General features: G+C 68.4%; 21 protein-coding genes and 1 tRNA gene. 9 read left to right on the top strand and 13 right to left on the bottom strand.

Annotated elements, in window-relative coordinates; all coding sequences use genetic code 11:
* Window positions 1-196: 196 nt before the first annotated feature.
* The 3 genes from ACPPVQ_RS03045 to ACPPVQ_RS03035 all read right to left on the bottom strand — a co-directional run bounded on the left by ACPPVQ_RS03045 (window position 197) and on the right by ACPPVQ_RS03035 (window position 1,248).
* Window positions 197-269: transfer RNA gene (locus tag ACPPVQ_RS03045), tRNA-Arg, on the bottom strand.
* Window positions 270-340: 71 nt separating this feature from the next.
* Window positions 341-496, bottom strand: a complete 156-nt coding sequence (locus ACPPVQ_RS03040; RefSeq protein WP_426518507.1) for a hypothetical protein — start codon at window positions 494-496, stop codon at window positions 341-343.
* Window positions 469-1,248 carry a dienelactone hydrolase family protein gene (locus tag ACPPVQ_RS03035; RefSeq protein WP_426518505.1) on the bottom strand — a complete coding sequence of 260 codons (780 nt, stop codon included), beginning with the start codon at window positions 1,246-1,248 and terminating at the stop codon, window positions 469-471. Before ACPPVQ_RS03035 ends, ACPPVQ_RS03040 begins: the two co-directional genes overlap by 28 nt.
* Before the next feature lie 157 nt (window positions 1,249-1,405).
* Between ACPPVQ_RS03035 and ACPPVQ_RS03030 the strand changes: the two genes are divergently transcribed.
* A complete protein-coding gene (locus ACPPVQ_RS03030; RefSeq protein ID WP_426518503.1) occupies window positions 1,406-1,702 on the top strand; it encodes a GNAT family N-acetyltransferase in 297 nt (98 codons plus the stop codon).
* Here ACPPVQ_RS03030 and ACPPVQ_RS03025 read toward each other — a convergent pair.
* From ACPPVQ_RS03025 to ACPPVQ_RS03015, 3 genes are all read right to left on the bottom strand, one after another.
* Window positions 1,682-2,317, bottom strand: a complete 636-nt coding sequence (locus ACPPVQ_RS03025; protein ID WP_426518501.1) for a lysoplasmalogenase — start codon at window positions 2,315-2,317, stop codon at window positions 1,682-1,684. The genes ACPPVQ_RS03030 and ACPPVQ_RS03025 overlap by 21 nt on opposite strands.
* 71 nt (window positions 2,318-2,388) lie before the next feature.
* A complete protein-coding gene (locus ACPPVQ_RS03020) occupies window positions 2,389-2,712 on the bottom strand; it encodes a hypothetical protein (RefSeq protein ID WP_426518499.1) in 324 nt (107 codons plus the stop codon).
* A 65-nt stretch (window positions 2,713-2,777) separates the two neighbouring features.
* Window positions 2,778-3,266 (bottom strand): hypothetical protein, encoded by a 489-nt coding sequence (locus ACPPVQ_RS03015; RefSeq protein WP_426518497.1) that lies wholly within the window; start codon window positions 3,264-3,266, stop codon window positions 2,778-2,780.
* 322 nt (window positions 3,267-3,588) lie between these two features.
* Here ACPPVQ_RS03015 and ACPPVQ_RS03010 point away from each other — a divergent pair, with 322 nt between their 5' ends.
* Both ACPPVQ_RS03010 and ACPPVQ_RS03005 read left to right on the top strand, forming a co-directional pair.
* A complete protein-coding gene (locus ACPPVQ_RS03010; protein WP_426518495.1) occupies window positions 3,589-3,804 on the top strand; it encodes a three-helix bundle dimerization domain-containing protein in 216 nt (71 codons plus the stop codon).
* A 393-nt stretch (window positions 3,805-4,197) separates the two neighbouring features.
* Window positions 4,198-4,515 (top strand): 4'-phosphopantetheinyl transferase superfamily protein, encoded by a 318-nt coding sequence (locus ACPPVQ_RS03005; RefSeq protein ID WP_426521379.1) that lies wholly within the window; start codon window positions 4,198-4,200, stop codon window positions 4,513-4,515.
* Window positions 4,516-4,551: 36 nt separating this feature from the next.
* On the opposite strand, the gene ACPPVQ_RS03000 is transcribed toward ACPPVQ_RS03005, so the two are convergent.
* The 5 genes from ACPPVQ_RS03000 to ACPPVQ_RS02980 all read right to left on the bottom strand — a co-directional run bounded on the left by ACPPVQ_RS03000 (window position 4,552) and on the right by ACPPVQ_RS02980 (window position 12,289).
* Window positions 4,552-5,892 (bottom strand): M1 family metallopeptidase, encoded by a 1,341-nt coding sequence (locus tag ACPPVQ_RS03000; RefSeq protein WP_426518493.1) that lies wholly within the window; start codon window positions 5,890-5,892, stop codon window positions 4,552-4,554.
* Window positions 5,892-9,854, bottom strand: coding sequence for a Pls/PosA family non-ribosomal peptide synthetase (locus ACPPVQ_RS02995; protein ID WP_426518491.1), 3,963 nt, complete (start codon window positions 9,852-9,854; stop codon window positions 5,892-5,894). Before ACPPVQ_RS02995 ends, ACPPVQ_RS03000 begins: the two co-directional genes overlap by 1 nt.
* Window positions 9,855-9,947: 93 nt before the next feature.
* A complete protein-coding gene (locus ACPPVQ_RS02990) occupies window positions 9,948-10,904 on the bottom strand; it encodes a hypothetical protein (RefSeq protein WP_426518489.1) in 957 nt (318 codons plus the stop codon).
* A gap of 344 nt (window positions 10,905-11,248) precedes the next feature.
* Window positions 11,249-11,452 (bottom strand): hypothetical protein, encoded by a 204-nt coding sequence (locus ACPPVQ_RS02985; RefSeq protein WP_426518487.1) that lies wholly within the window; start codon window positions 11,450-11,452, stop codon window positions 11,249-11,251.
* Window positions 11,453-11,935: 483 nt separating this feature from the next.
* On the bottom strand, window positions 11,936-12,289 hold the full coding sequence (locus ACPPVQ_RS02980) for an iron chaperone (RefSeq protein ID WP_426518485.1): 354 nt from the start codon (window positions 12,287-12,289) through the stop codon (window positions 11,936-11,938).
* Between the two features lie 83 nt (window positions 12,290-12,372).
* On the opposite strand from ACPPVQ_RS02980, the gene ACPPVQ_RS02975 reads away from it, so the two are divergent.
* Window positions 12,373-13,968: a flavin-containing monooxygenase gene (locus ACPPVQ_RS02975; protein ID WP_426518483.1), complete on the top strand. Its 1,596-nt coding sequence runs from the start codon at window positions 12,373-12,375 to the stop codon at window positions 13,966-13,968.
* Here ACPPVQ_RS02975 and ACPPVQ_RS02970 read toward each other — a convergent pair.
* Entirely contained in the window at window positions 13,876-14,430 is a 555-nt protein-coding gene (locus ACPPVQ_RS02970; RefSeq protein WP_426518481.1) for a CGNR zinc finger domain-containing protein, read from the bottom strand. The two genes, ACPPVQ_RS02975 and ACPPVQ_RS02970, sit on opposite strands and share 93 nt — an antisense overlap.
* Window positions 14,431-14,499: 69 nt before the next feature.
* Between ACPPVQ_RS02970 and ACPPVQ_RS02965 the strand changes: the two genes are divergently transcribed.
* From ACPPVQ_RS02965 to ACPPVQ_RS02945, 5 genes are all read left to right on the top strand, one after another.
* Window positions 14,500-15,477, top strand: coding sequence for an EamA family transporter (locus tag ACPPVQ_RS02965; protein ID WP_426518479.1), 978 nt, complete (start codon window positions 14,500-14,502; stop codon window positions 15,475-15,477).
* Window positions 15,478-15,565: 88 nt separating this feature from the next.
* Window positions 15,566-17,002 carry a serine/threonine-protein kinase gene (locus tag ACPPVQ_RS02960; protein ID WP_426518477.1) on the top strand — a complete coding sequence of 479 codons (1,437 nt, stop codon included), beginning with the start codon at window positions 15,566-15,568 and terminating at the stop codon, window positions 17,000-17,002.
* Window positions 17,003-17,074: 72 nt separating this feature from the next.
* Window positions 17,075-18,097 carry a LacI family DNA-binding transcriptional regulator gene (locus ACPPVQ_RS02955; protein WP_426518475.1) on the top strand — a complete coding sequence of 341 codons (1,023 nt, stop codon included), beginning with the start codon at window positions 17,075-17,077 and terminating at the stop codon, window positions 18,095-18,097.
* Window positions 18,098-18,216: 119 nt separating this feature from the next.
* Window positions 18,217-19,758 carry an APC family permease gene (locus ACPPVQ_RS02950; RefSeq protein WP_426518473.1) on the top strand — a complete coding sequence of 514 codons (1,542 nt, stop codon included), beginning with the start codon at window positions 18,217-18,219 and terminating at the stop codon, window positions 19,756-19,758.
* The gene (locus ACPPVQ_RS02945; protein WP_426518471.1) at window positions 19,751-21,373 is read left to right on the top strand and encodes an amidohydrolase; all 1,623 of its coding nucleotides are present in this window, start codon (window positions 19,751-19,753) and stop codon (window positions 21,371-21,373) included. The genes ACPPVQ_RS02950 and ACPPVQ_RS02945 overlap by 8 nt, the downstream gene beginning before the upstream one ends.
* Before the next feature lie 3 nt (window positions 21,374-21,376).
* On the opposite strand, the gene ACPPVQ_RS02940 is transcribed toward ACPPVQ_RS02945, so the two are convergent.
* Window positions 21,377-22,555, bottom strand: coding sequence for a DUF998 domain-containing protein (locus ACPPVQ_RS02940; protein WP_426518469.1), 1,179 nt, complete (start codon window positions 22,553-22,555; stop codon window positions 21,377-21,379).
* Window positions 22,556-22,619: the final 64 nt, after the last annotated feature.

The following is a 22,619-nucleotide window of genomic DNA, read 5'->3' as shown; positions in this document are numbered from 1 at the left end:
CTACGCCTGCGGCTGGACGTACGTCAGCCAAACTCCATCCAAGTGAGTATCGAAGAGCGGGGCGCACGAACTCGATTTGCGCGGGGTGACGCCGCATGTCGAGTAGATTTCGTCCGCTTGGCTCACTGCCTCATCGGAGGGCAACCAAGCAGCTGTATCGAAGGGAAAACCCTGCTCAGCAGCGGTATTTGCGAAGTGCGCCCGGAGGGATTCGAACCCCCAACCTTCTGATCCGTAGTCAGATGCTCTATCCGTTGAGCTACGGGCGCAGTTTGCGTGTCAGGCGAGGCCTGGAACACACTGGCCGCGGGCGGTAACCGCTCGCAAGCCACGTTAGAGACTACATGATGGCGTCGAGCGCCGCCAATTGGCGCTTGAGTGCGATCTGGCGGTATGAGGTCTGCACGAGCTCGGCGAGTTCGACCCAGTCGGTGTCGCCGCCGTCGCAGCGGCCGCCCGCGAGCGACCCTACGCGAACACCTCGTCGAGGAAGCACACAAGAGCGCGCCAGCTGCGCGCATCCGCCACCGGCCGGTATCGGTCCGACCCCGGAACCGTGAACGCATGCGGAGCCCCGCTGTAGCTGGTCACCTGCCAGTCGACGTGCGGTGCCGCACGCAACTCATCCTTGAATGCCGCGATCGCCGCATCCGGAACCACCGGGTCGGCCGCGCCGGTGAGGATCATCAGCGATGCCGCGATCGCCCCCGCATCGCTCGGGTCGTGGGTGACCAGTCCCCCATGGAACGACACCACCCCGCGTGCCGGTGCCCCGGTGCGGGCGAACTCGAGTGCCGCGGTGCCGCCGAAACAATATCCGACGACGGCCAGGCGTGCCGGGTCGACGGCCGGATGCTGCAGCAGGTGCGTGAAACCGGCCGCCACCCGGGAGCGCAGCAGCGGCAGGTCGCCGTAGTACCTGCGCGCTTCGGCCGATGCCTCCTCGCCGGTCGGACGTACGCCCGCTCCGTACAGGTCCGCAGCGAAGGCCACGTAGCCGAGGCGCGCGAGCATCTGTGCGCGCATCTTCACGTTGTCGCCGACGCCGGTCCAGTCGTGGAGGATGAGCACCGCCGGCCTGCGTTCGTCGGCCTGCGTATCGCGGGCGAGGTAGCCTTCGAGCGCCAGGCCTTCATGCTCGTACGCGATGTCTTCGGTCTCGATGAACGTATGTTCCCTCAGCGGCACCTGCGCGAGCAGCGCTTCATGGACAGGCGAAAGACTGGGTATGTGCGACTCGATGGTCACGGTTCCTCCACGGTTCTACGGCGTTCGACACGCTGCGGCCTGCTGTGGCGCTGCGGTATGCGGTGGAACCGAGGTGCGGGTCGGGTTTCCCACAGGGCAACCATACTCTGAGCGAACCCGCGGGGCCATGACCGCGAACCGGACGTAGGCTGGGCACATGGCGAAGGAATTCACGCATGAACCGGATGCGAACCGCTACGCCGTGCACATCGAAGGCGAGCTGGCGGGGGTGCTCGACTATTCGGTGCTGGGCAGCGCTATCTCGATGACTCGGGCGTACACGGCGCCGCATTTCCGCGGTCACGGGCTCGCCGCGGAGCTGGTCTCGTTCGCAGTCGACGACGTCGAAGCGAACACCGACTACCGCATCGTTCCGATGTGCTGGTACGTGGCCGAATGGTTCGACAAGCACCCGGAGCGCCGCGGCCTGCTGTCACAACGCGCGAGCGCCTGACCTTCCGGTCGCCGCCGGCTCGGTGCGGGCGCGGCCGATCGCCGCGAGCACACCCGCGGCGATGATGCCCTGCCCGAGGCAGTAGGTCAGCATGGTGAGCACGTCGTGCCCGGGGATCACGACGCCGGGCATGAACTTCGAGAGCGCGAGGATGCTGTCGGAGACGACGAACACCGCAGCGCCCGCGGCCACGACTCCTGACACCCGCGTCGCCGCGGTCGCCATGGCACCGAGCACCAGCCCGTAGAGCACGACCGGCACGGTCAGTGAGCCGAGGCCCGGGATGAGCACCGCCAGGAACACGACGAACCAGACCGCGTAGACGATCGCCCACGCACGCGGCCGGCCGAAGCCGCCAAGACGGATGAACAGCACCAGGTAGGTGACGTGCGCGAGCAGGAACGACCCGAGCCCCACCACGAACCACAGGTTGCCGGGGACCATGAGCGCGAGGTCGCCCAGCCAGGACAGGCCGATCGCGAGCAGCAGCAGGCCGGCACCGGGAGTGAACCGGCGGCCGAGACGCGCGAGTACGACGGCGATGGCGAGCGCCGGCATCAGGAGCGGTTTCGTGACCTGCACCAGGACATCCGAACCCGCAGCGATCGCGACCACCTACACGACGCTGACGACGATGAAAGGCGTGAACGCCGCCACCGGCCGGATTGTCACGCTGCGCGGGCGGCTCAGGACTCGCCGCCGACGGCGGGTTCCCCGACGAAGGCGTGCGATTCGCGGGCGAGCTCCGACCACAGCTGGCGGTCGCTCACGCGCACCCAGTCCCTGGTCGGATGCCCGGCCGCGCGGAACGCGGATGCGACACCGCGCGCTTTCAGGTCGTTCGCTCGCGCCTCGGGCAGTTCGACGACGAGGTCGTCTCCCTCAAGGAACGCGAAAAGCCTGCCGTGCACGAGGAGTCCGTCGGCGGCGATGTCGACGTCGTAGTCCTCGTCTTCGGCCAATTCGGTCGTCAGGCTGTCATATGCCTGCGCTGCAGCATCCGTCGTCACGCTCGTGCCTCCTCGTCGACCGTTCGTGTGCTCACGCTAGCAGGCGAGCGCCTTGCCGGTGGTCGTCACCAGACGACGTCGCTCTCGGGGGCGTGCTCGCCCCGGCGCGGGGGCGTGAGCTCACGCCAGAAGTCGCTGACCACGGCATCCCGCAATGCGTCGAGCGTCGCCAGCGACGCCTCGGCGCTCGACGCTGACGCCCCATACCACCGGCCGCACGTGATCACGGCCGATGCCCGCGACGACATATACCAGCCGTGCATGCCTGGCCTGCCGCCGGTGACAGCGGTCACGTTGAGGTCGTCGAGCCCGGAGCGCAGGCGCAGCACGTGCGTTCGCGCGCTCTCGAAACTCGTGTAGGCACGCGCACTGCGCCCGAGCTCACGGTTGTTGGAGGCGAGGATGCGCCAGATGCCGCAGGCGCCGGTCGCGACAGGACCCGCCGCGAGACGGGTCGCCGTCTCGGACAAGGGCCGTTCGGCGACGGTCGCGCGTTCCGACTGGCGCGAAGCGGTTTCGACGGACCTCAGGAAGCGGGCCCAGGACAGGAACATCGGGTCGCTGCTCGACCTGAATGTGGAAAACACTATGCGCGGCGACGCGGACATGATCCTCTTGCAGATTCGGGTGACAGGGTGGCGGCCGACAAGCTGGGTAATGCTGTGAGGAACATTCGGTTCGCCGGTGTAACGGTCGGGCAATGGGGTTACGGCGCGGGGTCGATCGAATGAACTGGCGGTGTCCTCAGAGTGATCAGCTAATTCATAGCCACCCCAGTTAAGGGCAGGCGCCTTTCCTGAGGATCATCCGGGCAGGGTCGAAGATCACCCCGGAATGCATTGACAGGCATGCCCGGGCCGTTTCACACTCAGTCTCATGAGTGTGAACGATCTTGATGAGGACAAGGCCGTCGCAGAGGTCGCCGACCGGCTGGCCGAGCGATTCCCGTCGATCCCGCGAAGCCATGTCGACGAGGTCGTCCAGAGCGAACGCCGGTCGCTCGACGGCAAGCCGATCCGCGACTACATCGCCGTGCTCGTCGAGCATGGTGCGAAGGCCAGGCTTCGCGACGAAGTGTCGGCGGACGCCTGACCGGTGCTGATCGCCGGGCAGGATGCGCGCACGCTGGCGGGCATCCCGGTCCAGGTGCGCTGGGCGCCGGTCCCGCCCGGGAGCGCCGCATCCGACGCAAGCGCCGCAGCTGACGCGAGCGTCACGCAGGAGTCCGCGACCTCCCTGCTCACCCCGTTCGAGCTCGACCGCTACCGTTCGCTCCTGCCGGATGCCGCGCGCACCTTCCTCGCCGGCCGCCGGCTTCTGCGTGACCTCGTCGCCGCATCCGCCGGGGTCGACACAGCCGACGTCGCGATCGAGGCCCGCTGCCCGTTCTGCGGAGGCGCACACGGACGCCCGGCCGTCATCGCGCCCGGGTCGGCCACGAGGCTCCATCTGGGCCTCGCGCACACCGACACGACGGTCGTTGCGGTGGCGGCGTGGGATCACGCCGTCGGCGTCGATGTGGAACGATCGGATGCGGTGCCAGCGCGCGAACGCGACCACGCGATCACGACCGTGGCCGGCGCATCCGGGGACGACCCGCTCGCCCACTGGACCCGCGTCGAAGCCGTGCTCAAAGCAGACGGCCGCGGGCTGCGCGTGGACCCGAGGACCGTGCGCATGGACTTCACGGACGACGGCGTCGAGGCGCGTGTCGCCGGGACCGACGGCGCTGAGGCGCACTATCGCCTGGCCGAGCTCGACCTCGGCCCCGGCTACACGACGAACGTCGCCGTCAGGCTCTGACCCGTCCCACACCGCAGGCGCTGCAGCCCGCGTGCCTCACGAGCTGACCTTCGCCGCACGCGGCAGGCGCGGGAGCGCCGTCGCCTGAAGCCAGTGCTCGAAGAACCGGCCGAGGTCGGTGCCGGCATGCTCCTGCGCCAGCGCACCGAAGTCATCCGTCGTCGCTGTTCCGTGGCGGCGCTGCGCCGTCCACGCCCTCAGCAGAGCGAAGAAGCGTTCGTCACCGATGGTCAGCCGCAGCGCGTGCAACGTCAATGCGCCCCGTTTGTAGACGCGGTCGTCGAACATCAGAGTGGGGCCGGGGTCGCCGATCACGATGTCCTGCGGCAGGGAACGCAGGCCGGCGTGGTATCGCCGCGCCAGCTCATCCGCGCTCGCCTTGCCCGAATGCTCCGACCACAGCCATTCCGCGTAGCACGCGAAACCTTCGTTGAGCCAGATGTGCTTCCACGCCGCGATCCCGACGCTGTTGCCGAACCACTGGTGGGCGAGTTCGTGGGCGATGAGCCGCTCCGAGCCGCCCTCGCCGTCGGCATGGTTCGCACCGAAGATCGCGACGCCCTGGGCTTCAAGGGGAATCTCGAGGTCGTCGGCGGTCACCACGACGCTGTAGTCGCCGAACGGGTACGGCCCGAAGGAGTCGATGAAGAAGCCCATCATCCGCTGGAGCGGATCGAAATCGGTACGCACCTGCGCGTCGACCTCCGACGCGTACGCGATCACGCCCGGAACTCCCGCGAGCACGCGGTGCTCCGTGACGTAGCGCCCGATCTGCACCGTCGCGAGGTAGGTCGAGGTCGGCTCCGTCTGCTCGAACGACCAGGTGCCCCGGCCGGCTGACACGGTGTGGTCGAACAGCACGCCGTTGGCCAGCACGGTGTACGCCTGCTCGCAGGTCACGCGGATGCGGTAGCTCGCTTTGTCGGCCGGATGGTCGTTGCAGGGAAACCACGTCGGCGCACCCGACGGCTGCGATGCGACGATGACCCCGTCGGTGAGCTCCTCCCACCCGACGAGCCCCCAGTGGCTCCTGCGCGGTGCAGGCGATCCGGAGTACTCGATCTCCACAGTGAACAGCTCGCCGATGCCGATCGGCTCCTCAGGGGTCACCACGAGCTTCGAGGTCGTCTGGGTGAAACGGGTGCGCTTGTTGCCGTTCACCCGCACCCGTGAGGCGCGCAGCCGTACGAGGTCGAAGCTGAACGACCGCAGCCCCTGCATGCTCATCGCGCGGATCACGGCGGTGGCGTCCAGCCGGTTGGTGGCGACTTTGTAACGCAGATCGAGGTCGTACGATTCGACCGAATAGCCGCCGTTGCCGGACTGGGGAAGGTACGGGTCGCCGGCCGTCCTGGCGCCCGCCGGAACAGCGGCCATCAGCTCACCGTCGCGTGATAGTCGGCGATGGTGACCTCGCGCCACGGCCCGATCGGGTTGCCGCTCCAGCGCGTTCTGTCGGGAACGAACTCTCCGCGCATGACCAGGGACGCAGGACCGACCGTCGCGTGGGCCCCGATCCGGGCAGCAGGCAGGATGACGCTGTGCGGTCCGATGGTCGCCCCCGCATCGAGGATCACAGTATCCATGCTCATGATTCGATCATGGAAGAGGTGGGTTTGCACAACGCACCCGCGGTTGACGGTGGATGCGTCCCCCAGGGTCACGAGGTCGGCTTCGGGCAGCCAGTAGCTGTCACACCACACACCCCGGCCGATCGTCGCACCGAGGCTGCGCAGCCACCACACGAGCGCAGGGGTCCCCGCGGCGGAGTGCGCGAACCACGGCGCCGACACCATCTCGACGAAGGTGTCCGACACTTCGCTGCGCCAGACGAACGACGACCAGAGCGGATGCTCGCCGACGCGGATGCGCCCCACCAGCAGCCATTTGCCCACCGTGCTCGCCCCGGCCGCGACGGCGCCTGCGACCAGCATGACCACCCCGCTCAGCAAGACGGCGGCCAGCGCCCCCCACGCTTCTGTGAGCGCGGCCAGCGTGAAGAGCACGCCGAGCCCGACCGCGCAGGTGATGAAGACGGGGACGATGCGGCACAGTTCCCACAGTGCCCGGGCGACCCGGAGGTAGGTGGGCGGAGCGAACGTTCGGCTCTCGTCGGCCGTGGCCGCCGTGCGACGCAGGCGAACGGGCGGTGAGCCGAGCCACGACGACCCGGGCTTCGACTTGCGGGGTGCGGCGGAGAGCACGGCCACCAGGCCGTCGCGAGGCACACGGTGGCCGGCACCGGCCATCCCGGAGTTGCCGAGGAACGCGCGGGTGCCGATCTCGGCCCGCGCGATGCGCACGCGACCGCCGCCGAGCTCGTAGGACGCTACAAGGGTGTCGTCGGCGAGGAAGGCGCCGTCGCGGATGGTGGTCATGCTCGGCAGAAGCAGCACCGTCGAAGCCTCGACATCATGACCGACCGTGGCCCCGAGCATCCGCAGCCAGAACGGTGTGAACAGGCTCGAATAGAGAGGGAACAGCAGCGTTCGGGCGAGGTCGAGAATGCGCTCGATCGTCCAGACCTGCCAGCCGACGCGACCGCGCACCGGGAAGATGCCTTCAGCGACTCCGAGCGACAGCAGGCGCACCAGCACGACGACGAGCCCGGCCAGGATCACGCCGGTGACGAGGGTCGCGGGAATCAGGGCGGCGAGCGAACGCCAGGCGGCATCGCCGAGAGTCGGAGCGTCGCGGATGAACAACGCGACGATCACGCCACCGACGGCGAACGCGAGGATCGGAACGAGGGAGAGGATGATCGCCGAGGCCCCGTAAGCGACCAGCCAGCGGGTGCGCCGTGGTGGCCGCTCCGGATCCCACCACTGGTCGGCCTTGCCGACGCGCTCCGACGGGGAACCCGCCCAGACCTGGCCGGCCGGAACCCGCCCGAAGACGGAGGAACCGGGCGCGATCGCAGCGTTCTTGCCGATGCGCGTACCGGGCAGCAGCGTGCTCCTCGCACCGACGGTGCTGTTCGCGCCGATACGGATCGCGCCGATGCGGAGGGTGTCGCCGTCGATCCAGTACCCCGACAGGTCGACCTCGGGTTCGATTGCGGCACCGGAGCCGATGCGCAGCATCCCGGTGACCGGCGGCAGGGAGTGCAGGTCGACATCCTGTGCGATGCGTGCGCCGAGCGCGCGGGCGTAATAGGAGATCCACGGGGCGCCCGCGAGGCTCACAGCGCCCACCTGGTGCGCGACCTGCTCGGCCAGCCAGAGGCGCAGGTGAATGGCGCCACCGCGCGGATAGTCGCCTGCGCTCAGCCCGGACAGCAGCACGCGCGCACAGACGACGGAGATCGCCATGCGCCCGAACGGGGTCGCGAAGATGATCAGACCGATGATGAGAAGCGTCGGCGATGCGCTCGGCAGAGCGTCGAAGCCGCCGAACCAGTTGAGGATCGTGCTGGCGGTGAGCACATAGAGCAGCCAGCGGAACCCGCTCAGCACGAAAAGCGGAACCCCGAGGACGGTCTGGAGCAGCTGCATGCGGCGGGGCGTCGGCGGAACGATATGCGTTGACTCCCCCGCCGAACGATCGCCGACGCGCGACGCGACCTCCTCCGCCATCGCGCCGAGCCGCGGGTGGGCGTAGATGTCGGCGACGGTGAACTCCGGGTCGCGTTCCCGGATGCGCGCCACGAGCTGCGCGGCAGCGAGCGAGCCCCCGCCGAGATCGAAGAAGTTGTCGTCCGGGTTCGACACCGGCAGGCCCAGCACGGCCTGCCACTGCGCGGCAAGCTCCCGCAGGCCGGGATCCAGGTCGGCCTCGCCCGGGTCGAGGTCGGGAAGCGGCCACGGCAGGGCTGCACGATCGACCTTGCCGGAGGTGCGGGTCGGCAGGTCGCCGACGACGGCGAGCAGCGGCACGAGAGCCGCGGGCAGCTCCTCGCGCAGGCGGGCAAGCGCGGCGGAGCGATCGAAAGCTGCTGGATCGCTCACCGCGAGGTAGCCGACGAGAACCTGGTTGCCCGCATCCGTCTTGCGCACCGCGGCCGCCGCGCCCGACACACCCGGCAGGTTCTGCAGGGCCGACTCGATCTCACCGAGTTCGATCCTCCGGCCGCCGACCTTCACCTGGTCGTCCGCGCGGCCCAGGAAGAGCAGCCCGGCCGGGTCGAAACGCACGAGGTCGCCACTGCGATAGGCGCGCTCCCAGCCGAGCGACGGGAACGGAGCGTACTTCTCCGCATCCTTCGCCGGATCGAGGTAGCGGGCGAGACCGACGCCGCCGATGATCAGCTCGCCGGGCTCGCCCACCGCGACGGGTGTGCCCTCGGCATCGACGACGGCGAGCACCCAGCCTTCGAGAGGCAGGCCGATCCGAACAGGCTCGCCGGCCTTCACGAGTGCGGCGCACGCCACGACCGTCGCTTCGGTCGGGCCGTACGTGTTCCAGACCTCGCGTCCCTCCACCGCGAGCCGGTCGACGAGCTCAGGCGGACAGGCTTCGCCGCCGAAGATCAGGAGGCGCACGTTCTCGAGAGACTCCGCAGGCCACAGCGCCGCCAGCGTCGGGACGGTCGACACGATCGTGATGCCGTGCGTCGTCAGCCAGGGGCCGAGATCCATGCCGCTGCGAACAAGAGAACGCGGGGCGGGAACGAGGCAGGCGCCGTGGCGCCACGCCAGCCACATCTCCTCGCACGATGCGTCGAAGGCGACGGAAAGACCGGCGAGCACCCGGTCGCCGGGGCCGATCGGCTCATCCTGCAGGAACAGGCGCGCTTCGGCGTCGACGAAAGCAGCGGCCGAGCGGTGCGACACCGCGACGCCCTTCGGCGTTCCCGTCGAGCCCGACGTGAAGATGATCCAGGCGTCATCCGCGGGCGTCGGCGGAGTCACGATCGCGCCGGCGGCGGTGCTCGGATGCGGCGGCTCGCCGGCGAAAAGCTCCACGTCCTCGTCCTCGGCCGGTGCGCCGACATCGTCCTCGTGCGGCGTCGGCAGGTACTCGCCGTCACCTGAGATGATGCCGCGTACGAGTGCCTCGCCGAAGACCAGGTCGGCACGCTCCTGCGGATCGTCGGCATCGACCGGAACATAGGCGGCACCCGCGGCGAGAACGGCGAGGATCGAGACGTACAGTTCGCGCGAACCCGACGCCATGCGGATGCCGACCCGATCGCCGCGGCGCACGCCGGCCAGGTTCAGGCGGGCGGCGACCGTGATCACACGCGCCATCAGTTCGCGATAGCTCAGGGCGCCCCGGCCGTCCTCCAGCGCAGACGCTTCAGGAAATGCCGCGGTCGTATCGCGGAGGACATCGAGAAGGGTTCGCGGCGCCGGCGCGACATCACCGCGATCGAGGATCCCGTCGGGTGGTTCGGTCACTTCTCAACTCCGGTCGAATCGAACGGCGGACCCGCCTCTCGAGCATCCGCTGCACGAAACTAGCGGCGCAGGGTTGCCACGAGGTGAACGGGATTACTCGTCGACGCTGGAGAGCAGGTCGACGAGACCCGCCTTGCTCAAAGACCAATAGCCGGTGCGACCCTCGGCCTTCGCGCGGTCGCGAAGCTGACGGACCGTGAGGTCGGCGACTGCGGTGGGCGCCGGCGATGCTGACGGGGTGGTCGGTGTGGGCGGTGTGGGCGGTGTGGTCGCGGCGGTCGGTTTGGTCGCGGCGGGTTTCGGTGCCTTCGGTGCGCTGGAGCGAATCGGCTTGGCCGGCACCTCCTTCACGAGCCTTGGAGTAGCGGGAGCCTTCGCCTTGCCAGGGGACGTCTTCGCCTTCGCAGGTGCGGTCTTCGGCTTGGTCGCGGCGGCCTTCGACCTCGTCGCGGCGGCCGTGGCCCCGGCGGCTGCCGCCTTCGGCTTCGTCGCTGGCGCTTTCGGCTTCGTTGCCGCCGGCTTCGGCTTCGCGGCGGAAGTCTTCTGTGCGGCGACTGCCTTGGGCTTCGCGGCGGAAGTCTTCTGTGCGGCGACTGCCTTGGGCTTCGCCGCCGAAGTCTTCGCGGCCTGTGCCCTCCTGGACTTCAGCGCGGATGCGGCCAGCTCCTGCGCAGCACGCACGGATGTCGCAAGCGAATCCGTCGCCGTGTGCGAGTCCTTCGCGATCTTCGCCGTCGCCGCCCTGGACGTCTTCGCTACCTTCGCGGTCGCCGCCTTCGACGTCTCCGCTACCTTCACGGTCGCGGCCTTCGACGTCTCCGCGACCTTTTCCGCGGTCGCCTTCGACGTCTTCGCTACCTCGCGGCGAGCCTGTTTTGCTGCTGCGGCCGCTCGTTTCTGAAGCTCCTCGAGGGACTCCGCCAGTTCCTCGACCCGTTTGCGCGCCTGCTTGTCGAGATCCTTCGCCGCTTTGCGAGCATCCTCGACCGCCGCCTTCGCTTTCACGAACGCTTCGTCGGCCACCTTTTCGAGCTTGGTGTTCTTCGCCATGGCTGTCCTTCCGGATCGATGGGCTGCAACGCCGCCAGCGCCCCCAGTTTGGCACCGTAACGCCCATTCCGTCACGCGATTCGGTCTCGAGCGCGTCGCCGCGTCGCGTTAACCCACGCTGTGACGATCGCTCGCGAAAAGACCGGCCACCCGTTCGATCGTTCGCCAAAAGTCTGGCCGCCCGTTCGATCGCTCGCTCGCCAAAAGTTTGGCGACCAATCGGTCCTTCCGGCGCCGGCCCGCGCATCCCTCGCCCCCAACCCGTCGAGCCCAGGGAAAAGCATCCCGAATCGACGATTTGGGGTGCTTTTCCCCGTGCCCGACGCGTTGGGGAGGCCGCTTGATCAGCCGAAGCGGCCGTTGACGTAGTCGAAGGTGCGGCCATCGATCGGCTCGGTGAACATCGCGTCCGTGTCGCCGTATTCGACGATCGCGCCGGGCGTCCCGTGCGATGCCAGGAAGAACGCACACTGCGTCGACACCCGCTGCGCCTGCTGCATGTTGTGCGTGACGATCACGATCGTCACATCGTTCACCAACTCCAGCATCGTCTCCTCGATCAGGCGCGTGCACCCCGGTGTCGATGACCCGGACGACGGCGAAGACCGCCGTCCGCCAGGTGGCCGGCACCGAGAGGTCGCCTGCCATCTGAGCTGTCGCCTACGCTGTCGCCTATCGCCCCGATCAGCGGAACAGACCACCCGTGGGTCGGACCCGGTCGAATCGACGTGGCGAGCACGACGACGATCGCGACCGCGAGAACTGCGGCCGCCACCGCCCAGCCGTAGCCCTTCATCCCGCCGATCGTCCCCCGGCCCGGCAAAGCGGCGGCATCCGCAAGGTTAAGGAGGGGTTACGCCCCGGGGCTCGTCGTCACTCCGGTCACCCGACGATGCGATTGGTCGCCAAGATATCCGTGCCGCATTCGATAGGTCGCCAAAAGATTGGCGAGCAACCGGGAGCGGACGAGCAACCGGGAACGGACGGGCAACCGGGAGCGGACGAGCAACCGAGAGCGGGCGAGCAACCCCTCAGCGGGCGTACCGCTTCACGCTGGCAGCCGCGACCCGCTCGATCAGGTCGTACGGGATCGGACGCGCGTACAGGAAGTTCGCCGAATCCTTCGCCGCGCGGTACGGCGCGATCTCCTCCTCCAGCTCCCCTTCGAGGCGCGGCACCGGGTAGACGCCCACATGGTTCTTCCAGCCCGCGAAGTGGATGGCGTGGGTCGCATCGATCATCACGGCCGCGATGTCGTAGCGGATCTTCTCCGGCGCATCCGGAACGCCCGCGTGGATGGCCTGCCTCACCCGCTGCAGAACCTCCTGCACGTCGGGTGGAAACGAAGCGATGTAATCGTCGACGGTCTCGAAATGCTGAACCATGCCCTCATTCTCCCCTGCGGCGCACTCCGCGCTCTAGCCGTTTGCCGCCGATCGGAGCATGATCATGGTCGAGGTGTTGCACCATGGTCGAGCATGTCGACGTTCTCATCGTCGGGGCGGGTCTGTCGGGTGTGGGGGCCGCGTACCGGCTGCAGACCGAGCATCCGTCGAAGTCTTTCGCGCTGCTCGAAGCCCGGCAGCATCTCGGCGGCACCTGGGACCTCTACCGCTACCCGGGCGTGCGCTCCGATTCGGACATGTTCACGCTCGGCTTCCCGTTCCGGCCCTGGCGTCGCCCCGAAGCGATCGCCGCGGGCGCCGATATCCTCAGCTATCTCGAGGACGCGGCGCGCGAGTACGGCATCGACGAGCGCATCCGTTACGGCGTCCGCGTGCAACGCGCGTCCTGGTCGTCGGATGAGGCCCTCTGGACGGTGACCGCACGTCGCGGCGACGAAACCCTCGACTTCACCTGCCACTTCCTGTACCTCTGCACCGGCTACTACAGCTACGAGGGCGGCTACCGCCCGGCCTTCGACGGCATCAACGAGTTCGCGGGCCCTGTCGTGCACCCCCAGGAGTGGCCCGTCGACCTGGACTATCGCGGACGTTCCGTCGTAGTCATCGGCAGCGGTGCGACGGCGGTCAGCCTGGTGCCAGCGCTGGCTGCGGGCGGCGCGACGGTGACCCTGCTGCAGCGGTCGCCGAGCTACATCGTGTCGTTGTCCGCATCCGATGGGTTCGCCGACGCCCTGCGTCGCGTGCTGCCCGCCCGGTCTGCGAACCGGATCATCCGCGTCAAACATCTCGTGCAGAGCCAGGGGTTCTACCTGCTCGCGCGCCGATTGCCGGCTCCGGCAGCGCGGTGGCTGATCAACGGGGCGCGGGCCCGCCTCGGCGGCGCGGCGTCGGTCGAACGCGACTTCACCCCGCGCTACAAGCCGTGGGACCAGCGCCTGTGCGTCGCACCGGACGGGGACCTGTTCGCGACGCTGCGGTCGGGCGCGGCGACCATCGTGACGGATGAGGTGAACCGGTTCACGGCATCCGGAATCGAGCTGGCATCGGGTCGGCACCTCGACGCCGACATCGTCGTGACCGCCACCGGGTTGCGGCTCGTCGCCTGCGGGAACATCGAACTCGAGGTCGACGGGATGCCGGTCGACCCGTCCGAGCGGCTCGTCTACAAAGGGCTGATGCTGGTGGGGGTGCCGAACCTCGCCTGGTGCGTCGGGTACACGAACGCGTCGTGGACCCTCCGGGCCGACCTGTCGTCGCGGTACGTGTGCCGGCTGCTGGCGTACCTCGACCGCGCGGGCTTCGACATCGCAACGGCACTCGGCCCGGACGATGACGGCCCGCGCCGACCGATCCTCGACCTGACCTCGGGATACATCCGGCGGGCAGCGAGCGTGCTGCCGAAGCAGGGAGAGCGCGCACCGTGGGTGCTCCGCCAGAACTATGTGCTCGACCGCGCCACGATGCGCTGGAGCCGGGTCACGGGCGCGATGCGGTTCGCGCGTGCGCGCGGCGGTACGGATGCCGGCGAGCAGGCGGCCGGGCACGACGCGCGGCGGCGGCGCGCGTCAGCGCGCAGCGGCGGCACGCTCTCGGAACGCGACCATGTTCATCCGGTTGCCGCAGCGGATGCTGCAGAACCGTTTCGATCCGTTGCGTGACAGATCGGCCAGTATCCCCGTGCAGTCGTCGGCGGCGCATTCGCGCAGGCGACCTGTTTCGCCGGTGCGGATGACGTCGACGATCGCGAGGGCGACTTCGACCCGGACGCGTTCGGCGAGCGGCGCATCCGGTTCGGTCGCGTGCAGGTGCCAGTCGAACCCGTCGTGCCGCATCAGGTAGGGCAGCGCTCGCGCGGCGCGGAGCATCGTGTTCACCTCGACGGCCGCCGCGTCGCGGTCGAGCGTCCACAGACGTCGCAGCCTCTCCCTGGTGTCGCGCACTTCGGCGAGTTCCGCTTCGTCGTGGTCGATGCGTCCCGAGAACTGCTGGCCGGCGAGGAAAGCGCCGAGCTGGCCGGGCGTTTCGAGCTCGTCGGCACCACTCCGGCTGGCGCCCGGGTGCGTGTTCACGAGTGCGACGGTGAACTCGAGGGTGTCCTCAGTGTCAGGGGCAAAATGCAATTTGACTCCTTACTCTCGACAAGACTAGCGTCGGAAGCACACCCCCACCAGCCCAGCCAGGGATTCCTCATGAAACGGTCATCGACATCCGTCGGTCTCGTCATCGCGGTCGTCTCCGCCGCCACGTTCGGCATGTCCGGGGCGTTCATCAAGCCGCTGCTCGAGGCGGGCTGGAGCCCGGCCGCTGCCGTCACCGTGCGCGCGCTCACCGGTGGCATCGTGCTCGCGCCGTTCGCGATCCTGTCCGTGCGCGGCAACTGGGGCGTGCTCTGGCGTTCACGCTGGCGGGTGCTCGGCATGTCCCTGGTCGGCGTTGCCGGAACGCAGCTCGTGTATTTCGCGGCCATCCAGCGCATCCCGGTGGGCACGAGCATCCTGATCGAGTACATGGCTCCGCTGCTGCTGGTCGCCGTCGCCTGGGTGAGCACGCGGCGGGTGCCGAAGGCTGTCGTGCTGATCGGCTCGGTCGTCGCGCTGGTCGGCCTGGTGCTGGTGGTCGCCCCCGGTGGAGCCGGCAGTTTCGACGTGCTCGGCCTTGCGTTCGCGGTCGCCGCGATGGTCGGCTGCGCCGGCTACTACGTGATCGCCGCGCGCCCCAACGACGGCCTGCCGCCCGTCGCGCTCGCCGGTTTCGGCCTGCTCATCGGCGGCGCGGTGCTCGCGATCGTCGGCGCGACGGGGCTCGTTCCGTTCACCGCGACCTTCGGCGACGTGCAGCTGTTCGGCAACGCGGTCGCCTGGTGGATACCTCTGCTCATCGTCGGTGTGGTCGCGACCGCGATCGCGTATGCGGCGAGCATCACCGCCAGCGAAATGCTCGGTTCGCGGCTCGCATCGTTCACGGGGCTGCTCGAGGTCGTCGCGGCCACCTTCTATGCGTGGCTGCTGCTCGGCGAGCGCCTCACGATTCCGCAACTGATCGGCGGCGTGCTCATCCTGGTCGGTATCGGCTTCGTGCGGTCGGAGAAGACGGATGCTCCGCTCGAGCCCGCCTCGACGGCCGATTCCACGGCCGGCCGCGTCCCCGCGCCCGTTCCCGGCGACTGATCGTTCCAGACTGGTCGTTCCGCTGGAAACCCCGGCAACATGCGCCTACTGTCGAAGCCGGGAGCCGCATGGCATACGGAAGGGACCGATGGACGACGCTGATCAGGGCATCGGACAGAAGCTCGCCGACCGCTACGAGCTCCGCGATGTCATCGGCCGCGGCGGCATGGGGGCGGTGTACCGCGCCTGGGACACCAGCCTCGAACGTTTCGTCGCGATCAAAGTCTTCGCGCCCGGCGCCGCCGACGACGATGAGCGTCGGCGCGCCGAGGTGGGTCTGCTCGCGCGCCTGAATCACCCCAACCTCGTCACGCTCCATGACGCGCACCTCGCTCCGGCCGACTCGGAGGCGCCGAGCTTTCTCGTGATGGAGCTCGTCGAGGGTCCCGACCTGCGTACCGAGCTGGAACGGTGGCCGCTCTCCGGCGAGGCCGCCGCCCAGATCGCCTGCGAGATTGCCGAAGCGCTGGTCGCCGTGCACTCCCTCGGCATCGTGCATCGCGACCTCAAGCCGGCGAACATCCTGCTCGCCCCCACCGGGCTGCCGTCGCCGCCGTATCATGCGAAGCTCGCCGATTTCGGTATCGCACACCTTCTCGGAGCCGAGCGGATGACCACAGCCGGCCTCGTCATCGGCACAGCCGGCTACCTCAGCCCGGAGCAGGCCACCGGCGAGCGGCCGGGCGCGGCATCCGACGTCTACGCCCTCGGGCTCGTGGTGATCGAATGCCTGACCGGCGAGAAGGTGTTTCCCGGCAATGCAGTCGAGGCGGTGAGCGCCAGGCTGGCCCGCGACCCCGCCATTCCGGAGGATCTTCCGGTCGCCTGGGCGTCACTCCTCGGCCAGATGACCGCGCGCGACCCTGCGATGCGTCCGAACTCGCTCGAAGTCGCCATCACCACCCGCGAGATCGCGGACGAGCTCAACGGATGGGGTTCCGCCGGTGACGAAAGTGCCGTCACCGCTGCGACGGTGGCGATGCTTCCGCCGACGGTGCGGATGCCCGTAGCTGCCACGACGGACTCCGCAGCTCCAGGAGGCGCGGCCCTCGCCGGCGCAGGACTGGCTGGCGCGGGCATCGCTGTGGCAGGACTGGCTGGGGCCGGCGCTGCTGGCGCCGGACCGGCGAGCCCAGGCCTGCCCGGCGCAGTATCGGCCGCTTCACCCCCTCCCCCCACCGAGCCCATGGCCGCAACGACGGAGTTCGGGGAAACCGCGACGCGGAACGACAGCCCCAGGCGGGGCCGGCTGGTCGCCATCCTCGCGGGGGCCGGCGCACTCATCATCGCGCTCGTCCTCGGCGCGAGCATGCTTCTCAACGGTCCGCAGGCTGCCGCCCCGCCAACCACGACTCCGTCGCACACCACGCCTGCACCGGTGGCCACGCCGTCGGCACCGCCGACGACCGCTCCCGTCAACAACACTGGACCCAGCAGTGGCAACGGGCCTGGCAAGGACAATGGTTCCGGCAATGACAATGGTCCCGGCAAGGACAACGGTCCCGGCAAGGGCAAGGACAAGTAGCCGCGAGAGTAGCACCCCACTTTTCGCACCCCTCGCCGGGCGCAAAGCAACCCACGACCTAAACTGAGCCACGTGCAGCACCCAGCGCTTTCGGAGCAGACCGTCACCACCCTCCAGCATGTCGCGGACCGGGCCGGTGTCTCACGCGCTACGGCATCCCTCGCGCTCACCGGCAAAGGGCGGATGGCCCCGGCGACGCGCCAGCGTGTTCAGGATGCCGCGAGCGAACTCGGCTACGTCGCGAACCCGACCGCCCGAGCCCTCCGCACCGCGCGATCCGGTTCGGTGGGACTGTACGTTCCCGACCACACCCTGAGCTTCCGCTATTACATGGATGTCGCCTTCGGCGCTGTCGCGCAAGGTCAGCAGGACGACCTGCTGGTCACACTCATGCCGACCGTCTTCGAACCGAAGACCGGCATCCTCGAACATCTCGACGGATTCATCATGATCGACCCGATCGATGACGACCCGATCGCTGCGCGGCTGCTCGGTGGTCGTCGGCCGGTCGTGAGCGGTGAAGGTGCGCCGCCCGGAATGCCCGAACCGTCGGCCACGGTGTTCACCGATCACGGTGCAGGAATGCGGCTGCTGCTCGACCACCTCTGGAGTGAAGGGGCGCGGCGCCCCGCATGCCTGCTCCCGGTCGGGATCATCGCGTGGGGTCGCGAGATGCGGGAGGGCTACGAGGCGTGGTGCGCCGAGAAGGGTGTCGCCCCGCGCATCCTGTTCACGTCGTTCCACACGACCACGGAAGAAGTCCGCATGCAGTGCGACGAACTCTTCGCCGATCTTGACGGCGTGGATGCGCTGGTGACGGCGGCAGAAGGAACGGCTGTGATCGCCCTGGACTCGCTCCGTGCTGCGGGGATCGACGTCGGCCGCGACCTCCTGCTGGCGAGCTATGTCGACAGCGACCCCCTGGCGACCATCCAGCCGTCGGTGACGGCGCTCGACCTGCATCCGCGGGAGTTCGGCAGGCGCTGCATGCAGCTTCTGGCCGAAGCAATCGAGGGAACGGGAGAGCCCGGGCGCTCGGTCGAGATGCCAGTCTCGCTGATCGTTCGCGAGTCCTCGCGTCGATCTGAGAGTTAACACATTCGAAACGGTTCGGAATTCTCCATGATTAATCGGTTTTGCAAACTGGACGATGTCATGCATAATCGATTCACCTTGCTCTGAGGTAATCGACAACGTTGTCTAGAGGAGCCCCCATGGAATCCACCGAACTATCCGCCCCGCCGGCCAGGGCCGGCACGTCGGCCGACGCCGCCGCACCGCAGTCCGAAGGCCTGCGAAAGAACGCCCTCGGAACCTGGGGCATCGTCTTCATGGTCATCTCGGCCGCGGCCCCCCTCACGATCGTTGCCGGCGTCGCACCGCTGGCCATCCTCATCGGCGGAATCGGGGCGCCGGTGGTCTACACGATCGCCGGCATCATCCTCGGCATCTTCGCGATCGCCTTCATGGCTATGACCCGTTATGTGAAGGCGCTCGGCGGCTTCTACACGTACATCACGCACGCCCTCGGCAAGGCCGTGGGCCTCGGCTCCTCCTTCGTCGCGCTCGTGTCGTACAACGCCCTGCAGATCGGCCTCTACGGCCTGCTCGGTGCGCAGGGCCACGACCTGCTGAAGAACGAGTTCGGCATCGACGTGCCCTGGTGGGTCATCGCGCTCGTCGGCATCCTCGCCGTCTTCATCGTCGCCTACCGCGGCGTCGACATCGGCGCGAAAGTCCTCGGCGTGCTGCTCGTGGCCGAATCGCTCATCCTCGTGATCTTCGCGATCGCGGTGCTCGTGCAGGGCGGCGCGCAGGGAATCACCTTCGGCACGTTCAACCCCACTGCGCTGTTCAACCCGGGGATGTTCGCCATCCTCGGCGTCGGCTTCGCGGCCTTCATGGGCTTCGAGTCGACCGCGCTCTACCGCGAGGAAGCGCGCAACCCCAACCGCACCATCCCCCGCGCCACGTACATCTCCGTCGCGTTCATGGCCATCTTCTATGGTTTCGTGATCTGGGCGGTCGTCATCGCCGTCGGCGAGACCAACGCCCAGGCGGCAGCGGGCAAAGACACCGCCGGCCTCGTCTTCGCTCAGGCCGGGCATTACCTCGGTCCGTGGGCCGAACTGGTCATGTACCTGCTGATCCTCACGAGCGTCTACGCCTCGCAGCTCGCCTTCCACAACGCGATCAACCGGTATACGTACTCTCTCGCCCGTGACCGGGTGCTGCCGCGCATCCTGCACCGCACCAACCCGAAGACGGGATCGCCCTACGTCTCGGGCATCGTGCAGACCGTGCTCGCCGTCATCGTGGTCGGCATCTTCGCGATCGCCAACGGCGACCCCTACCTGCAGCTCCTGCTCTGGGTGAACAGCCCCGGTGTGCTCGGCATCATCCTGCTGCAGGTGATCACCTGCGTCGCGGTCGTCGTCTTCTTCGTTCGCCGGCGTGACCTGCCGCGGGCCTGGTACGTCATCCCGTGCGCGGTCGTCGCGGGCATCGCGCAGATCGTCGTGCTCTACGTGCTCTGCTCGTCGATCGATCTGCTGACCTCCGGCGGACCTGTCGTCGACACGATCGTGCTCGCGGCCATCCCGATCACCTTCCTCGTCGGCGTGATCCTCGCCGTCGTCTGGAAGCGCACCCGACCCGAGGTCTACGCGGGCATCGGCGGGTCCGCCGAAGAGGATCCGGCGGACGCCGTGGATGCGAAGGTCCGGGCCACCGGCGCAGGTGCATCGCATGTCTGAGCGCACCGATCTCGTTGTGCGCGCCGGGACGATCCTGACCCCGCGTGCCCTCGCGGGCGACCGTGAAGATGCTGCCTTCGTCGCCATCCGCGACGGAAACATCGTCCACATCGGCACAGCGCCTGAGCTCGCCGAGTGGAGCGCATCCGCCGAACGGGTCGTGGACACGGGCGACGCGACGCTCACGGCTGGACTCGTCGACGCCCACATCCACCCGATCATGGGCATCGAGATGGCCCGCGGCCTCGACCTGTCCGGCATCACGAACCGGGATGCCGCACGCCGCGCGCTCGCCGAGTACGTCGCGACGCAGCCCGGCGAAGCCGACCACTGGATCGTCGGCTGGGGGCTCGACCCCGCGGTCTTCGACGGGGGCGCGTTCGACAACAGCCTCTTCGACGGGATAGCGGATGACCGGCTCGTCTTCCTGATGCTGTTCGACGGCCATTCGGCGCTCGTCTCGAATCCCGCGCTCGCGGCCGCCGGAGTGACGGGGCGGGAGACGTTCCAGGATGCCGCTCGCGTCGGCGTGGACGCATCCGGAACCCCCACCGGGATGCTGTTCGAGCTCTCGGCGCAGGAGCTCGTGCGCACGCTGCTGCCCGAACTGAGCTTCGGCGAGCGCGTCGACGCGGCGCAGGCACTGTTTCGCAGCATGGCGGAGACCGGACTGACCGGCGGCCAGATGCTGGACCTCGGTGCGGAGGACACGTTCGAGATCCTCGAAGAGCTCGAGCGGCGCGGCGAGCTCGCGATCCGCCTCCGGGTGTCGCCGTGGATCATGCCCGGGCACACGCACGACGACCTCGAGCAGCGTGCCGCGCTGCAGGGCCGGTCGGGCCGCCGGTGGCACGTCGACGGCATCAAACTCATGATCGACGGCACGGTCGACAACGGCACGGCCTGGCTTTTCGAGCCGGACACGCACGGCGAGTCGACTGAATCCCTCTGGCTGGAGCCGGCCGAATACGCGACCGCACTCGCGTTCTTCCACGAGCGCGGGATCGCGACGGCGACGCATGCGATCGGCGACCAAGGCATCTCGTTCGTCGCCCGCACGATCGGCGCCCAGCCGGCCAACGGCACGGTGCACCGCATCGAGCACATCGAGACGCTGCCCGATGTCGTGCTCGACGAGATCATCGCATCCGGCGCCGCAGCCAGCATGCAGCCCACCCATTGCGCGCTCTACACGCGCGCCGACCAGACCGACAACTGGTCGATGCGCCTCGGGCGCGAGCGCGCCGACCACGCCTGGCGCACCCGCGACCTGCGCGAGCGGGGAGCGATCGTCGCCCTCGGCTCGGACTGGCCGATCGCGCCGTTCGACCCGCGTGAGATCATCGCGGCAGCACAACTGCGCAGACCTGCCGGGCGCGCCGACATCGCCCCGGTCCGACCCGACCAGGCTCTCACCGCGATCAACGCACTCGAGGGCTACACGAGCGAGTACTGGCGTTCGGTGGGCGAGCCCGGCGGCACGATCGTCACCGGCGCCCGCGCGGACCTCGCGGTCTTCGCAGACAATCCGCTCGTGACAGATCCGGATGCGTTCGCCACCTCGCCGGTGCTGCTGACGGTCGTCGACGGCGAGATCGTGGTCGACCGCACCTGAACGTCACAGCTCGGCGGGTGCGGATGCCGGACCGGCCAGGTGGGACACGTCGGTCGTGCCCGTCTCGTCGGTGACCGCTGCCGGTCGCATCGCGCTCGTGTTGCGCAGGAACACGATGATCCAGCCGAAGATGAGGACAGCCGCGACCAGCTCGACCGCGGTCAGGTTGTAGTAGCCGATCGCGAAGAAGACAGCGAGCACGGCGATCACGCCGACGAAGACATACCCGAGCAGGATGAACACCCGCGGCATCGCCGGGACCAGCCAGCGGATGCCGACCACCATGACCGCGTAGACGACGGTCATCCCGGTGGCGACAGTGTTGTGGAGCAGGAAGAAACGATCGACCGGGAAGACCCCGACGCACGTGAGGCACACACCGATGACGATGAGCGCGAACCTCACCCGGTTGCGGCCCTTCACCTCGGCGGGCGTGCGCACGGGGATCGTCGCGGTGGCGTAGTGCGCGATGGTCGTGACGATGACTCCGGCGATGATCAGGGTGACGTTGAATGCCAGTGCTGAGACGTCATCCGTCATACCCAGGGCACTGAGGTTCTTCTTCCACCAATGGGGGTCCGACGAACTGAGCATGCTCGCGAGGGCGCCGACGACGAGGAATAATGCGAGCACCAGCGACAGCAGCATCGGCGTGAGGTTGACCGCCGACAGGAAGACCACGTAACTGCTCACGGCAAGGGCCACGCCCGCAAGCACCGCGGCGGGCAGGGTGTACACGACCGCCCCGATGAAACTGCGTTCGAGCAGGTCTGCGAGCCCGATCCAGCCGAGCAGGGCGATAAACGCATGCGCGAGGGCGAGGGCGGCGATGTCGAACCAGTGCAGTTTCGCTCCGGGCACATCGAGCCGGTTCCGAACGTGAAGGCCCGCCCTCAGGTCATCCAGGATCGGGGTGTGTTCATGTCTCGCGGAGCCTGACCGTAACAGCAGCCGGCCCGCGATGAACGCAACGAGCGCAACGAAGCCGGCCCCGATCGCCACGAACGCCCCCAGCGAGTTCGGCCCCGAGATCGCTGCGTTGCGGCCCCAGAAGAAGACCGTTCCGACCAGTGCTCCGAGGATGAAGATGGCAGCTCCTCCGAGGAGCGCGACGGATTCGACGGATTCGGCGTTCTCGACCGGGCGGCGAAGCGTCCGCGCAATCGATGATGGCTGGCTCATCAGGTTCCCCTGTTCGATCGACCCTGCTACTGTCCAGAACATATCGGATGCGTCACACCTGCGA

It is taken from the genome of Leifsonia sp. McL0618, from assembly GCF_049994905.1.
Lineage (GTDB): Bacteria > Actinomycetota > Actinomycetes > Actinomycetales > Microbacteriaceae > Diaminobutyricibacter.
The sequence above is the reverse complement of the archived record's forward strand: the minus strand, read 5'-3'. Positions and strand labels throughout refer to the sequence as shown.

Coding starts and splice junctions, on each gene's coding strand:
- ACPPVQ_RS02960 (WP_426518477.1), top strand. CDS start 15,566: ATGGACGACGCTGATCAGGGCATCGGACAGAAGCTCGCCGACCGCTAC.
- ACPPVQ_RS03000 (WP_426518493.1), bottom strand. CDS start 5,892: ATGGCCGCTGTTCCGGCGGGCGCCAGGACGGCCGGCGACCCGTACCTT.
- ACPPVQ_RS03015 (WP_426518497.1), bottom strand. CDS start 3,266: ATGTTCCTGTCCTGGGCCCGCTTCCTGAGGTCCGTCGAAACCGCTTCG.
- ACPPVQ_RS02975 (WP_426518483.1), top strand. CDS start 12,373: ATGGTCGAGCATGTCGACGTTCTCATCGTCGGGGCGGGTCTGTCGGGT.
- ACPPVQ_RS02965 (WP_426518479.1), top strand. CDS start 14,500: ATGAAACGGTCATCGACATCCGTCGGTCTCGTCATCGCGGTCGTCTCC.
- ACPPVQ_RS02985 (WP_426518487.1), bottom strand. CDS start 11,452: ATGCTGGAGTTGGTGAACGATGTGACGATCGTGATCGTCACGCACAAC.
- ACPPVQ_RS02980 (WP_426518485.1), bottom strand. CDS start 12,289: ATGGTTCAGCATTTCGAGACCGTCGACGATTACATCGCTTCGTTTCCA.
- ACPPVQ_RS02940 (WP_426518469.1), bottom strand. CDS start 22,555: ATGAGCCAGCCATCATCGATTGCGCGGACGCTTCGCCGCCCGGTCGAG.
- ACPPVQ_RS02945 (WP_426518471.1), top strand. CDS start 19,751: ATGTCTGAGCGCACCGATCTCGTTGTGCGCGCCGGGACGATCCTGACC.
- ACPPVQ_RS02950 (WP_426518473.1), top strand. CDS start 18,217: ATGGAATCCACCGAACTATCCGCCCCGCCGGCCAGGGCCGGCACGTCG.
- ACPPVQ_RS03030 (WP_426518503.1), top strand. CDS start 1,406: ATGGCGAAGGAATTCACGCATGAACCGGATGCGAACCGCTACGCCGTG.
- ACPPVQ_RS02990 (WP_426518489.1), bottom strand. CDS start 10,904: ATGGCGAAGAACACCAAGCTCGAAAAGGTGGCCGACGAAGCGTTCGTG.
- ACPPVQ_RS03010 (WP_426518495.1), top strand. CDS start 3,589: ATGAGTGTGAACGATCTTGATGAGGACAAGGCCGTCGCAGAGGTCGCC.